At 59.8% G+C, this 13,902-nt stretch carries 13 protein-coding genes and 2 tRNA genes; 14 read left to right on the top strand and 1 reads right to left on the bottom strand.

Features of this window, described 5'->3' with window-relative positions; all coding sequences use genetic code 11:
* Positions 1-448 precede the first annotated feature (448 nt).
* The 10 genes from ftsE (at position 449) to DXB53_RS01240 (ending at position 11,416) form a co-directional block, all read left to right on the top strand.
* Positions 449-1,669 (top strand): cell division ATP-binding protein FtsE, encoded by a 1,221-nt coding sequence (gene ftsE / locus DXB53_RS01285; protein WP_117583023.1) that lies wholly within the window; start codon positions 449-451, stop codon positions 1,667-1,669.
* The gene (gene ftsX / locus DXB53_RS01280; protein WP_099432018.1) at positions 1,656-2,576 is read left to right on the top strand and encodes a permease-like cell division protein FtsX; all 921 of its coding nucleotides are present in this window, start codon (positions 1,656-1,658) and stop codon (positions 2,574-2,576) included. The genes ftsE and ftsX overlap by 14 nt, the downstream gene beginning before the upstream one ends.
* 135 nt (positions 2,577-2,711) lie before the next feature.
* A complete protein-coding gene (locus DXB53_RS01275; protein ID WP_117583022.1) occupies positions 2,712-4,847 on the top strand; it encodes a ribonuclease R family protein in 2,136 nt (711 codons plus the stop codon).
* Positions 4,848-5,024: 177 nt separating this feature from the next.
* Positions 5,025-5,630 carry a recombinase family protein gene (locus DXB53_RS01270; RefSeq protein WP_117583021.1) on the top strand — a complete coding sequence of 202 codons (606 nt, stop codon included), beginning with the start codon at positions 5,025-5,027 and terminating at the stop codon, positions 5,628-5,630.
* A 104-nt stretch (positions 5,631-5,734) separates the two neighbouring features.
* Positions 5,735-6,316 (top strand): VanZ family protein, encoded by a 582-nt coding sequence (locus tag DXB53_RS01265; RefSeq protein WP_158556474.1) that lies wholly within the window; start codon positions 5,735-5,737, stop codon positions 6,314-6,316.
* Positions 6,317-6,520: 204 nt separating this feature from the next.
* Entirely contained in the window at positions 6,521-7,372 is an 852-nt protein-coding gene (locus tag DXB53_RS01260) for a MurR/RpiR family transcriptional regulator (protein ID WP_117583019.1), read from the top strand.
* Positions 7,373-7,382: 10 nt separating this feature from the next.
* A complete protein-coding gene (gene murQ, locus DXB53_RS01255; RefSeq protein ID WP_117583128.1) occupies positions 7,383-8,306 on the top strand; it encodes an N-acetylmuramic acid 6-phosphate etherase in 924 nt (307 codons plus the stop codon).
* Between the two features lie 57 nt (positions 8,307-8,363).
* Positions 8,364-9,794, top strand: a complete 1,431-nt coding sequence (locus tag DXB53_RS01250; protein ID WP_117583018.1) for a PTS transporter subunit EIIC — start codon at positions 8,364-8,366, stop codon at positions 9,792-9,794.
* Positions 9,795-9,911: 117 nt separating this feature from the next.
* Positions 9,912-10,964 (top strand): MupG family TIM beta-alpha barrel fold protein, encoded by a 1,053-nt coding sequence (locus DXB53_RS01245; RefSeq protein ID WP_117583017.1) that lies wholly within the window; start codon positions 9,912-9,914, stop codon positions 10,962-10,964.
* A gap of 92 nt (positions 10,965-11,056) precedes the next feature.
* Positions 11,057-11,416 (top strand): arsenate reductase family protein, encoded by a 360-nt coding sequence (locus tag DXB53_RS01240; protein WP_117583016.1) that lies wholly within the window; start codon positions 11,057-11,059, stop codon positions 11,414-11,416.
* A gap of 72 nt (positions 11,417-11,488) precedes the next feature.
* On the opposite strand, the gene DXB53_RS01235 is transcribed toward DXB53_RS01240, so the two are convergent.
* Positions 11,489-11,899, bottom strand: coding sequence for a hypothetical protein (locus DXB53_RS01235; RefSeq protein ID WP_117583015.1), 411 nt, complete (start codon positions 11,897-11,899; stop codon positions 11,489-11,491).
* 265 nt (positions 11,900-12,164) lie between these two features.
* Here DXB53_RS01235 and DXB53_RS01230 point away from each other — a divergent pair.
* The 4 genes from DXB53_RS01230 (at position 12,165) to smpB (ending at position 13,805) form a co-directional block, all read left to right on the top strand.
* Positions 12,165-12,238 (top strand) — tRNA-Gln (locus DXB53_RS01230).
* A gap of 17 nt (positions 12,239-12,255) precedes the next feature.
* Positions 12,256-12,329 (top strand) — tRNA-Glu (locus tag DXB53_RS01225).
* Positions 12,330-12,427: 98 nt separating this feature from the next.
* The gene (locus DXB53_RS01220; protein WP_117583014.1) at positions 12,428-13,345 is read left to right on the top strand and encodes a lipopolysaccharide assembly protein LapB; all 918 of its coding nucleotides are present in this window, start codon (positions 12,428-12,430) and stop codon (positions 13,343-13,345) included.
* A complete protein-coding gene (smpB, locus tag DXB53_RS01215; protein ID WP_006235325.1) occupies positions 13,335-13,805 on the top strand; it encodes an SsrA-binding protein SmpB in 471 nt (156 codons plus the stop codon). Before DXB53_RS01220 ends, smpB begins: the two co-directional genes overlap by 11 nt.
* Positions 13,806-13,902: the final 97 nt, after the last annotated feature.

Below are 13,902 nucleotides of genomic sequence, written 5' to 3'. Positions count from 1 at the left end.
CAAGACGAGGCAAAGTATCGCGTCGACAACCGCAAACAAGCCAGAACAGGGGCATCCCCAAAGAGGGCGCCCCTGTTTTTGTTGAATTTAAATTAGAGTCCTGCCAAGCAAAGTTCCCATGGGGAAACGGGCCCATCCCAACAAAGTGCAATTCAGACCCTTCCAACTTTGTATGCGCAGCATCTCAAGTTGGTGCGTCGGCCCCATAGTAGCCGCAGGCCGGGCGCAGGGTTACCTCCCAAATCTTTCCGCAGCGCAGGCCGGCGTTTGTCCGCAGCTCCGCAGGAGCAGGACAAATGCCGGCCATGCGCGAGGACGATTTGGGAGGTAACCCTGCGCCCGGTCGGTGAGACCCAAACCCCGCCATGCTTCTTATGTGCAGTAAAGCTAATGCTGCTAAAATACAAAGCGCTCATGTAGTTTAAACGCACGACGATAAGGAGCACCAGTGGGTAACCACTTCCGTACCTCCGGTGCGGGCGATGATGCCCCCAAGACGCAGACGGGCGTCCAGGGCAGTCGTTTCGCCACTCCGGATTCAGAGGGCCAGCCTGTTGCTCAGGCCCCCGCTCAGCCGGCAGATCAGGCACAGCCGGCATCCGATCCCTTTGCCTACAATCCCACCAGCGATGTCGCGCTTTCCGGCACGGCGGGTTTTGAGCCCGTTCAGGCCGTGACCGCTCGCGTGGAGCAGCCTCAGGCTGGCGCCGCCACGCCGCAGCCTACCATGGCCGGCATTCCCGACCCCATGGCCCCTGCGACGCCGGTTCCTCAGCCTGCGCAGTCCGGTCTCTTTGCCGCTATTCCCGATCCCACGCAGCCTGCTGCCCCGGTGGTCGAGAGCGATCAGGCAGCCGAGGTCGCAAGCCTCGATAACGCGCTCAACAACCCCGATTTTACGTCGGTGTTTGCGCCCATCGATCCGCAGGCCAGCCGCAAGAAGATGGCCAAGCAGGCCGGTGTCGAGCCCGTCATCCTTATGGAGCATGTCACCAAGATCTATCCGGCACAGCCCAACAAGCCTGCACTCGACGACATCAACATCGAGATCTATCCGGGCGAGTTCGTCTTCCTGGTCGGTCATTCCGGCTCGGGTAAGACCACGCTGCTGTCGACGCTCAACCGCGACGTCAAGCCGACGAGCGGCCGCATCTTGGTTGCCGGTCAGGACCTCATGAAGATCAAGAACCGCAAGGTTCCGTTCCTGCGCCGCCAGATTGGCGCCGTGTTCCAGGACTTTAAGCTTCTGCCGCAAAAGACCGCCTACGAAAACGTGGCGTTTGCCCTGCAGTGCATCGGCAAGCCCAAGGGCGTCATTCGCAGCCAGGTGCCGGAGGTGCTGCGTCTGGTCGGTCTGGCCGATCAGATGGACTCGCTGCCCGACCAGCTTTCCGGTGGCGAGCAGCAGCGCGTCGCCGTCGCCCGCGCTATGGTCAACCGTCCGCCGCTGCTGATCTGCGACGAGCCCACGGGTAACCTCGACCCGGCGATCTCGCTGGGCATCATGAAGCTGCTCGAGCGTATTAACCGCACCGGCACCACCGTGATCGTCGCCACGCACGACCGCGAGATGGTCGATAGCATGCACCGTCGCGTGATCGCCCTCGAGGGCGGCCACGTTATCCGCGACCAGGAGAGGGGAGGTTACGGCAACTATGGCACCAACTAACGTGGGCTACTCCTTCAAAGAGGCAATCAGTCACTTCTTCCGTAACTGGACTACCTCGCTCGGCGCCGTCATCACGATCTTCCTTTCGCTGTTTATCATCGGCCTGTTCATCATGGGCTCCGCGATGCTGAACTCCGTGATCGGCACCGTCGAGGATCAGGTCGTCATCAACGCCTTTATTAGCGATGACGCCGACCAGGCAGATGTTCAGGCCTTTGAGGCTGAGCTCAAGACGTGGAGCAACGTCAAGTCCGTGACGTACAAGGACAAGGACGACGCGCTGGCCGAGTATACGAGCAAGATGTCGGGCAACGCCGACGCCACCATGAGCGCGCTCGATGGCCAGAACCCGCTGCCGGCTTCGTTTGCAATTGAGATGGACGATCCGTCCAAGGTCGAGAGCACGGCCCAGAAGCTCAAGAAGAACGCCGACTTCCAGAAGATCGCGGATGACGGCGACGTCAACGCGAGCGTGCTGTACGGCCAAGAGGAAGTGAGCCGCCTGTTCCAGGTGACCAACTACATCCGCATCGCCGCCGTGGTGCTCGTTGGCCTTTTGACCTTTATCGCATTCATCTTCATCAACAACACGATTCGCCTGTCCATCACGGCGCGTCGTCGTGAGATCGCGATTATGCGTCTGGTCGGCGCCAGCAACGGCTTCATTCGCGGCCCGTTTATCACCGAGGGCGTACTGCAGGCCATTTTGGGCTCGCTGCTTTCCATCGGCGTTCTGGAGCTGCTGCGCAATCTGATGATTCCGCGTTTGCAGGAGAGCATCGGCTGGATGTCGTTTGCCCTGCCGATGCAGTACTACCTGGTGACCTATGCTGCGCTGATTCTGGTCGGTGTGATTATCGGTCTCTTTGGTTCTGCCATAGCCATGCGCCGCTACCTGCGCGTGTAGGCATGCCTGGAATTCATCCCTTCCAACGGGTCGTCTCTTATGGGGCGGCCCGTTTTTTGATCTCTAGGGGACGGCAGGAAAGCGAATCATTTGGGTAGACTCTTTGGAGTTCGTCATCGATAGCAAGGAGGCGCCATGGGGCGCAATAACAAGCATAAGCGCGGTGCTCGCAATAAGCGTGGGCCGGTGCGCAGCGAACGCCGTCCGAGCCTGACCGGGCGCGTGCAGCTCCATGAGCATGGCGCCTATGTCATAACCGAGAGCGGCGACTACAAGGTTATGGGCCGCGGTAAGCGCGAGATCATGGACGGCGATACCGTTGCCGTGAGCATTAAGAACAGCCCGCATGGCGAGCGTCGCGCCGTGATCGAGGGCGTGGTTGAGCGCGCAGCTATAAGCGTGGTGGGCACGTACCAGACCGCCGGTCCGCTCGGTGTGATTGAACCGCTCGATTCGCGCCTGAAGGCCGACTTCTTCATTCTGCCTGAGGATACCTCGGCGGATCGTCTGGGTGTCCACCCGGGTGATGCCGTTGTCGCGCGCATTTTGACCTACCCGACGCGCCTGGAATCGGGCACCGTGACGATCGAACGCCGCATTGGCGGAGATGACGCGCCCGATTTGGGCGTTCAATATGTGATGGCGCGTTATGGCTATACCGATAGCTATCCCGAGGCCGCGCTGGACGAGGCCGAGGGGCTTTCGCTCGATGTGTCCGCGGCGCTTAAGGACCCGCTCCGCCGCGATCTGCGCGACCGCTTTGTCATCACGATCGACCCGGTCGACGCGCGCGACTTTGACGATGCCATTTCGCTTGAGCGCACGCCCGAGGGTGGCTACAAGCTGGGCGTGCATATCGCCGACGTTTCACACTATGTGGCTTGGGACGGGCATATCGATCTTGAGGCTCGCCATCGTACGACATCGGTGTATCTGGCCGATCGCGTGCTTCCCATGCTGCCCGAGCGCCTGTCTAATGACCTGTGCTCGCTTCGCCCTGACGAGGACCGTCTTGCGTTTACCGTCGATATCGAGCTCGATGCGCAGGGTCGCGTGCGGCATTACGATCCGTACCCCAGCGTGATTCGCTCGCGTGTGCGTATGGACTATGACGGCGCCGAGGCGCTGCTGGTGCGTGCCGGCGCGGTGGAGTATGGGGTGCTGGAGGGTGCCGCCGAGGATGTTGCGGCTGCCGAGGCCTCGCGCGAGGAGGCGCTTGAGCGTGGGCTTGCATGCGAAGAGGCAGCCCGCGGCTATAACGTCGACCTGGGTGATTTTTTGGTTGCCGCCAACGAGCTTGCGGAGCTCCGCCGCCGCATTCGTCGCGCGCGCGGTTCGGTCGACTTTGATACGGCCGAGATCCGCGCGCTCTTGGACGAGGACGGTGTGCCCGTGCAGATCGTGGCCCGCGAGCGCTCGTGCGCCACGTCGCTAATCGAGGAGGCCATGCTGCTCGCCAACGAGTGCGTGGCCGAGTGGCTGGCCGACCGCGACATTGAGGCTTGCTATCGCGTGCACGATGATCCCAGTCCCGATAGCCTGCACGGTGCCGCCGTGGCGTTGGCGCAGCTGGGCATCATCGATGATCGCCGCGCGGCCGGTATTGCCCTGGGGAGTCCCGATGAGCTGCAGGCTGCAGTCGATGCTGCCGCCGGTACGGCCAACGCACCGCTCGTCAACACGCTGCTTCTGCGCAGCATGCAGCGCGCGCTGTACAAGCCGCACAACGAGGGCCACTTTGCGCTCGCCGCGCCGTGCTACTGTCACTTTACGAGTCCCATCCGTCGCTACCCCGATCTGGTGGTGCACCGCGTACTCAAGCTGCAGTTGGCCTATGAGCAGCTCGGCGGCAAGGACGCCTTGGTCCGTACGCCGCGGCTGATCGGCAAGGGGCGCGAGTCGCTGCCGCGCATTCTGCCGCAGATCTGCCGCGCATGCAGCGATGCCGAGCGCGCGGCAGATGCCGCCAGCCATGCGACGCAAAAGATCAAGATTGCCCAGTACTATGAGGACCGTCTGGGCGAGCGCTATGCCGGAACGGTCTCATGGGTCAGCAGTATGGGCCTGTTCGTACGCTTGGACCTGACGCAGGTCGAAGGCTTGGTTTCGATCAAGAGCCTGGGCAACGAGTGGTTCGAGTTCGACGAGGACGCGCTTACGCTGACGGGCGCCGACACGGGGACTCGCTATGAACTGGGCCAGCGCGTGATTATCGAGGTCTCGCGCGTCAATACCACGCGTGGGCACTTGGACTTTAAGCTTATCCATTAGCCAAATCCCGACTCATGGCGGGAGAGCGGAGGGCGGTCTTTCGGGGCCGCCCTCCGCATTTGGATCATGGCTACCTTGCCGTTTGCTCGGCCGCCCGCTTACCTGCTATTCGAGAGGTAAAACCTACCAAAATAAACCTGTCCCTTTTTGGCAGGTTTACAAGAAAGCGGGGATGAGATGGCGACGGTGTACGGTTATGCGCGGGTGAGTTCGCGCGATCAGAATCTTAATCGGCAGCTGGATGCGCTGGGCGCCTATGGCGTGGGCTCGGCGAATATTTATGCCGACCATGCGAGCGGCAAGGACTTCGATCGCCCGCGGTATCGCGATCTGCTGCACGTCCTGGGAGACGGGGACGTGCTGGTGGTGCTTTCTATCGACCGACTTGGCCGTAATTACTCCGAGATTCTTGAGGAATGGCGACGCATTACCAAGGAGCTCGGGGTTGCCATTGTGGTGTTGGACATGCCATTGCTTGACGCGCGCGCCAGGGCCAGCGGCGCGCCGGATGTGACCAATACCCTGATTGCCGATATTGTGCTACAACTGCTGAGCTACGTGGCGCAGGTGGAGCGCGAGAATATTCATCGGCGCCAAGCGGAGGGGATTGCAGCGGCGCGGGCGCGAGGGGTCCGTTTCGGTCGACCTCGCAAGCCGTGCCCTCCTCAGTTTGAGCTGGTACGCGATAGCTATGAGGCAGGCGATATTACCCGCAGCCAGGCAGCAAAGTGCCTGGGCGTGTGCGTGGGGACGTTCGATCGCTGGATGCGCGAGGCGGGGTAGGGGTTTGCGTCGCTTTGTCGCTTCCTGTTGCGATTCAAATTTTGATACGGTGGCGATGTCATTTGGGGCTACACTCGCTGATATTCAAAAAAGGAGGTAGGCCCTTGGCGCGCGTAAAACAAATAATCGGATGGACCGCGATCGTTCTGTTCGCTGCAACGCTGGCGGGCATCTGGGTGCTGACGGAGCAAAATGCGGTGGAGACGTCGTTGCTGAGCGAGTCCACCGCGCGTGTGGTGGAGGGTCAAGCTACGGGCGTACAGGCTGCCGATGTCGCGGGCGAAGCTCAGACCGAGAACGGGATGACCGGGGGCACCGATTCGGCTGCTTCGAATGTCCGGTCTGGCCGACTTGCTTCCATTCGCATGTGGGTGGGCACGAACGTCCGTCGCGTTGCCCATACCGTAGAGTTTTTCTTCGTCGGATTGTTCGCCTCGGTGGTCGTGGTTTGCTTTTCCAGGCGTCCGTGGAGCGTATGCTCCCGTTGCGTGCCCGTGTTGCTCTTTTGCGCCGTCTGCTCCGTTGGCGATCAGGTACATAAGATCTTTGTTCCTGGCAGGCATTTCGACGTTATCGATTTAGGATTCGATGCTGCGGGCTATGTCACCGCCATGCTGTTGGTATTGCTGGCAGCGGCGTTGGTGCGCTATGCGACTCGGCCGATCGGCGCCCATGCGAGGCGCTAGCCGGTAACAAACCCGTTTCTGATAATGCGACCTTGTTGAATTATTTTGTGTCGCGCGTATTTCCGAGCGGTCGGATTTGAGGGGCGAGCGGTAGAACGCTCGCCCTTTGTGCGCCACGATGCGGCACAATGTACCGTAAAAGCTGTTTGTATCCGGTACGAATCATTCGTTGGTCTTTAATTCTTCTCAACGGAGGTGTTTGAGATGGCAAACGGATTGCTTTTGCGGCTTCGCGAGCGTGAGCTCAGCGCGAGCCCGGCGGAACGCAATGTCATCGCATATGTAAGCGCTCATCCGCACGAGGTGGTCGGGCTGTCCGTCCGCGGTCTTGCCGATGCCACGTTCTCCTCGCCCTCGAGCATTTTGCGCTTTTGCAAGCGCTTGGGTTTTGCGGGCTACAAGGAGTTCCAGCGCGAACTGATTGCCGAGCTGGCGCTCTTGGGTGACAAGAAAGACGTTGCCCTCGAGGACATCTCCATGGATGACAGCGTCGAACGTATCGTGGGGAAGGTGATGAAAAGCAACGTGCGCACGATCGAAGCGACGGCGCAAACGCTCGATTACACCGTCTTGGAGCGATGTGCGGCCTATCTTAAGCGGGCACGCGCGGTCAATCTGTTCGGTATCGGTGCCTCTCGTTTGGTCGCGCACGATCTGGCGCAAAAGCTCATGCGTGTCGACAAAGAGTGCCATCTGTACGACGACTGGCATGATCAGCTCTTGTGTGCCAAGAACATGCATGAGGGCGATATGGCGATCGCCTTTAGCTACTCGGGCTTGACGCAAGAGGTGCTGGACTGCACCGCCGAGGCTCAACGTCACAACTGTCCCGTTGTGGCCGTGACCAAAGTAGATGGATCATCCAAGCTTGCCACCATGGCCGATGCCGTGCTCGGCGTCGCTGCGAGTGAGCCCTTGGTCCGCAGCGGTGCCATGGCTTCGCGTATGGCCCAGCTTATGGTTGTCGATGCTCTGTACGCTGCTTACGTTGCCAGCGACTACGAACGGGCGACGCATGTCATTAAGCAAAACTACATCGAGAAACAGGAAAGATGAGGTGAATGAAATGCTCGATTTAACAAAATTCACGACCGAACAGCGTAATCAAAGGTCAATGGACCTCGATACGATGACATCGCTGCAAATCGTCACGACGATGAACGATGAGGATCTTCGTGCCGTCCAGTCGGTCACAAAAGTGCTGCCCCAGGTTGCCACAGCAATCGACTGGGCTGCTGAGGCACTCGAGCGCGGCGGGCGCGTCTTTTACATGGGCGCAGGCACCAGCGGTCGTCTGGGCGTACTCGACGCTTCGGAGTGTCCGCCCACGTTTGGCGTGTCACCCGATCTGATTGTCGGGCTCATTGCCGGAGGCGAGACGGCGTTTATCAAGGCTGTCGAAGGTGCCGAAGACAGCGAGGAACTTGGCGCGAGCGACCTGCGGGAGCGTGGACTCTCGGACAAGGATCTTGTCGTTGGCCTGGCGGCAAGCGGCCGTACTCCCTATGTGGTGGGCGGCCTTGTGTACGCCAAGGCAACTGGGTGCAAGACCATTGCAATTGCCTGCAACCAAGGGTCGAAGATCGGGGAGAGCGCAGATCTTGCCATTGAACCCGTGCCCGGTCCCGAGGTGCTGACCGGCTCAACGAGGCTCAAGGCGGGAACGGTTCAAAAGCTCATTCTCAACATGATTTCGACCGGTGCCATGGTCAAGATCGGCAAGGTATACCAAAACCTGATGGTCGATGTGCAGCAGACGAACGAGAAGTTGGTGGTGCGCGGCCAGAACATCGTGATGGAGGCGACCGGCTGCACGCGCGAGCGCGCTATTCAGGCGCTTGCAGATGCCGGCGGCCACGTAAAAACCGCTATTGTCTCGGTACTGCTGGACTGCGATGTCGAGCAGGCTGCGGTAGCTCTTGAGCGAGCGCGAGGCCATGTCCGCGCTGCGGTGAGTGGCCATGAGAAGAGCAATGCCGATGCCCAATAGGTGCGCGGCGTGAGCTGATATGACATCCAAACGAGATACCCAATACAAGGAGGAGTTATGACGAACAAAGAGCTGGCTCAAAAGCTGCTGGACCTTTTGGGCGGTAAAGACAACGTGCTCGCAAACGCGGCGTGCATGACGCGCCTGCGCGTGACCGTCAAAGACACGGGCAGCGTCGACACGGAGGGTATTAAGGCACTCGACGGCGTGATGGGCTTGGTCGAGGACGACACGATGCAGATCGTGCTGGGGCCGGGCAAGGTGAATAAGGTGCTCGAGGAGTTCTCCAAGCTCACCGGCCTTGCGAAAGGCGTTGCCGACGAGAGCGTGGTTGACGCTGCGGCCACAAACAAGGCCGCGCAGAAGGCAAAGTACGAGTCCAAGCCGGTTCAGGCCTTCCTCAAGAAGATTTCCAATGTCTTCGTCGCCCTGCTTCCCGGCATCATTGCGGCTGGCCTCATCAACGGTATCTGCAACGTCATTAACGTCTCGACGGCAGGCGCGCTTGCAGGCGAGTGGTGGTACCAGGGCATTCGTTCCATGGGCTGGGCCCTGTTTGCCTATCTGCCCATCTTGGTGGGCTATAACGCGGCACGTGAGTTTGGCGGCTCCGCTGCGCTGGGCGGCATCGCCGGCATGATGTGTATCGCCAACAGTGCCATGCCCCTGCTTGCGCCTGGCGCGGCTGATCCTGCCACTGCCATTTTGCTGCCGCTCACCAATGCGCAGTACAACCCCGCAGCGGGCGGCATGATCGCGGCTCTTATCGCTGGTGCATTTTTTGCCTGGATGGAGCGTCAGATTCGCAAGGTTATGCCCAACGCACTCGACACGTTCTTGTCCCCGCTGTTGGTGCTCATCATCGGCGCCTTTGCTCTGATGCTCGTCATCCAGCCGGTTGGCGCATGGCTGACGACTGTCATCTTTAGCGTTTTGACCTTTATCTTCGAGAAGCTGGGCGTCCTGGGCGGCTATATCCTGTCGGCAGGCTTCTTGCCGCTGGTTTCCGTCGGCCTGCATCAGGCGCTCACGCCGATCCACGCTATGCTCAACGATCCCGACGGTGCTACCAAGGGCATCAATTACCTGCTTCCCATCCTTATGATGGCTGGCGGCGGTCAGGTCGGTGCCGGTCTGGCGCTGTACTTTAAGACCAAGAACGCTAAGCTTAAGAAGTACGTCGCAGAGTCCATTCCCGTTGGAATCCTGGGTGTGGGCGAGCCTCTGATGTATGCCGTTACGCTGCCGCTCGTTCGTCCGTTTGTGACGGCCTGTCTGGGTGCCGGATTTGGCGGCGCGCTCGCAGCGCTGCTTCACATCGGCACGGTTTCTCAGGGCGTTTCCGGTCTGTTTGGCCTGCTGATCGTCGTTCCTGGCCAGCAGCTCGGCTACGTTGCCGCTATGCTGCTTGCCTATGTCGCCGGCTTTGTCCTGACGTGGTTCTTTGGCGTCGACGAGCAGAAGATCAACGAGTTCTTTGGCGAGTAGTTTGATATCGCGAGCCGTGTTGCTCAGGGCTCGCGGCGCGCGGCAGATTTCTTGATGCTATGGCTGTGCCGGCGGGGCTAACTGCTCCGCCGGCCTTTTTTAAAGGAGTGTTGAAGCGTGAAAACGGGTATTTCGATTTATCTTTCCAGCCCTTTGCAGGATATTGAGCGGACGATTGAGCGTGGTGCCGCGGCGGGTGCGCGCTACGCGTTCACCTCACTGCATATTCCCGAGGATGGGGGAGCGGCGTATGCCGATAAGGTCCGTCATGTGCTGTCGCTGCTCTCCGCCCGCGGCATTGCGCTCATTGCCGATGTGGGGCCTCGCACGTGCGATTTGCTCGGGCTTGAGCGCATCGAGGACCTGCGCGATCTGGGGTTGGAATACCTTCGTTTGGACTATGGCTTTAGCGCCCAGCGGGTCGCGGAGCTGTCCGGTGTATTTCGCATAGTGGTCAATGCATCGACGGTGAGTTCTGATGAAATCGCATCGTGGCGTGAGGCCGGTGCCGATGTGACTCGTTTTGCCGCCTGCCACAATTTTTACCCCAAGCCTTATACCGGTTTAGCTCTGGAGGACATTGCTCGGGTGAATCTTCGTCTTGCGGCGCTTGGATTCGAAATCATGGCTTTTGTGCCGGGTGATGCCAACGTTCGCGGGCCGGTATTCGAGGGACTGCCGACGGTCGAGGCGCAGCGCGGTCGCGCGTCAAAGGTTGCTCTCAATATGCTTGAGCTTGCACATGGCGCCGATTGCGACATTGTGTTGGTCGGCGACCCCGATCTTTCCGATGCGGGCTGGGCGCAGTTTGCTCAAGTTTCCGCCGGATACGTGGACCTGCAATGCGAGCTTGAGCCCGGTTATGCCTATGTGCGCGGGCAGATTCATCACGACCGACCCGATTCGAGCACCCTCATCTTTAGGTCTCAGGAGTCGCGTACGACGCTTAAGCCGGATTCCGTGCCGATGGATGCCGGTGCCGGCCTGCCGCGAAAGGCGGGGTCGATCGCTGTGAGCAATAGCGGATATGGGCGCTACGAAGGCGAGCTTGAGATTGCGCGGGTCGATCTTCCCGGTGACGAGCGCATGAACGTTGCGGGCCATATCACGCCCGAGGCAATGGAGCTGCTGCCGTTCATCAAACGCGGATTCGGGGTACGGTTCGTTTAGCGTGTGACCCGTGGGCTACAATTGGCCCATCATACGAAGGCGCCTCGTGTGGCGTGTGCCTGCGTTGGCCGATCTATATTCGGAGGATTCCCATGACCGTACTGTTTGTTGAATATCCCAAGTGCTCGACCTGTAAGAAGGCCAAGGCATGGCTGGACGAACACGGGGTAGAGTATATCGACCGCGATATCGTTTTGGACAATCCCACGGCTGATGAGCTTGCGACCTGGATTGCTCGTTCGGGACTGCCGGTGCGGCGCTTCTTTAATTCGTCGGGCATGAAATATCGAGAGCTGGGCCTGAAGGCGCGTCTAGATGCGGGCATGACGGATCGGGAGTGCTACGAGCTGCTGGCGACCGACGGCATGCTGGTTAAGCGTCCGCTGTTGGTGGGCGACGACTTTGCGATTCCCGGCTTTAGGGAAGCAGCTTGGACCGAGGCACTGCTGTAGCGGCTGCGGAAAGTGCGACCCGTTTTGAGCGCTCGGGGTGGGACGTGTTTTCCATCGGAGGGCTCGCTCGGCTCAATCCTTGAGCTGTGCCCATTCGTGCGGACCGTAGACCTTTACGTGCTTGTTGGGCTTGCCGCTCCAGTACTCCTCGTCCATAAAGGGCAGATATGCCTGAACACCGGGGCAGATAAAGGGAATCCGCTGCTGTTGCAGTCGCTCGCGTTGGCGCAGCTCCAGGTGCGCCTCGGATATGACAGTCGGCATACCGGACAGCTCGACGAGGCTTGCCTGGATTCGCTTAAGGTCGGGGAGTCCCGCGTGCCATGACATCCGCATGATCAAAAAGGATGCACGGCGGTATTTTGCCTGCACCACCGTGATGGCGGGGCGCAGGGTGGGATGGATTTTGTCCCGTTCGGGCCAAAGGTCAGCAGTGATCTCGAGGCCCAGGGTCTCCCATAGGTAATCAAGCTCTTCGTCCATGGCGCCTCGATATCCGTGTAATGATGACGGTTTGATTGTGCCATCAGCCGTGAGTGCTGCATTGTTGTAATCTACCAGCGGTAGATGTGGGATGTTTTACGGGCTTTGGCGCCGTACGTGTCGCTGGTGCTTCACAGGTCCTTCACGTGTCGGCCGTATTTGACTGAATTTCAAAAAAGTCAAAATTAGGGCTTGCGTCACGGCGGGACTTCCCGTATATTTCTTTCTTGCGCAAAGGCACAGCCGAGCGCAGCGATGCAGTCATTGGGATGTCGTCTAATGGCAGGACAGCGGATTCTGGTTCCGTCAATGGGGGTTCGACTCCCTCCATCCCAGCCATTGCATTTGCTACATATGGCCCGTTCGTCTAGCGGTTTAGGACGCCGCCCTCTCAAGGCGGAGATCACCAGTTCGAATCTGGTACGGGCTACCCACAAATGAATGCCCGGGCCTCGCAAGAGACCCGGGTTTTGTGTATCGACCGTATATACGGCGCCTGCCGTGTTTCGCTCAGATCGAGGAGTAGCCATGGATCTGCCCATCAGCTTGCAAGACATCACGTATGCCGAGAACTACCTGGCGCAGGGCGACCTGGCCACGGCGACGCCGCTGTTGGAGCGCCTGGTGGAGCTTGCCGAGGAGTATATCGACGCCGAGTGCAAGACGGAGGAGAAGCGCCAATACTTTAGCTTCGATAGCAAGTTTGAGCGTCTGGCCTATCGCCGCGTGGAGAAGGATCCGCGCGAGCTCGTGCAGGTCGAGGTGCCCTTTGACCGTCTGTACTCCGACATGGCGTTTGCCTACATTCGCCAGCAGGATTATGTGAGCGCTCGTAATGCCCTGATGCAGGCTGTGCGTTGGGATCCCATGAACTGCAACTATCGCTTGGACTTGGCCGAGCTGTTCCGCGCGCTCGAGGACAAGCAGGAATGGGCATCGCTTTCGTTCTCGGTGCTAGAGCGTGCGAGCGACGGCAAGTGTGCCGCCCGCGCCTATGCCAACTTAGGCCAGTATTTCCTTGAGCCCGAGACCGAGAATGTCTCGGCCGCCGTGGGTTGTGCGCGCCTGGCGTTGCGTCTGACGCCTGGCGATGCGCATACGACGCGTCTGCTCAACAAGATTCATACTGCCTACCCCGATGCCGCCGAGGAGAGCGATGAGCACGTGATGGGCGAGCTGAGTCTGCAAGGCGTGCCGACCTCGCCTTCGGCTGAGATTGCCATTTGCCTGATCATGTGTGCGACCGATGCTGCAAGCGACGGCGACAAGCAGGAGGCGACGCGCCTGACGGTGCGTGCTCGCGATTTGGTGGGCGAGGAGGCCTGCGCGGCGATTATCAAACTGGTGCGCGAGAGCGATGCCGAGCTCAATGCTGAGCGCAAGGCAAAGCGCGACGCCGCGGGATCAAACGCCGATGGCGCCAAGGAGGTCGGCGATGCCCAGTAAGCGCGAGCGCAAGCTCATCTCCAAGAATCGCTCGGCACACCACGAGTACTTTATCGATGAGACGTTTGAGTGCGGCATTGAGCTGAGTGGCACCGAGGTCAAGTCGATTCGCGAGCGCGCGTGCCAGATCACCGACACCTTTGCACTGATTCGTGGCGGCGAGTGCTGGCTCGTGGGCCTGCATATTCACCCTTATAGCCATGGCGGCGTGTGGAATCGCGACCCTGATCGCCGCCGTCGTTTGCTGCTGCACCGCAAGGAGATTGACTTTCTCGACGGCAAACTTCGCAACCGTGGTTATGCGCTGGTACCGTTGGAGCTCTACTTTAATACCGACGGCCGCGTAAAGCTGCTGCTGGGCCTAGGCCGCGGCAAGAAACTTTACGACAAGCGCGAGGATATGGCCAAGCGCGATGTCCAGCGCGAGATTGACCGCGCGCTAAAGGAGCGTAATCGCTAGGCACTCTGTATAAGTTGCGGTGGAATACGGACTGTTTTGCCTGTTTGAGGGGCTATTCAGTCCCTATTTCACCGCAACTGCGGGCGTCTCATCTTGC

The organism is Collinsella sp. OM04-5 (assembly GCF_003439125.1).
Classification (GTDB): Bacteria; Actinomycetota; Coriobacteriia; order Coriobacteriales; family Coriobacteriaceae; genus Collinsella.
The sequence above is the reverse complement of the archived record's forward strand: the minus strand, read 5'-3'. Positions and strand labels throughout refer to the sequence as shown.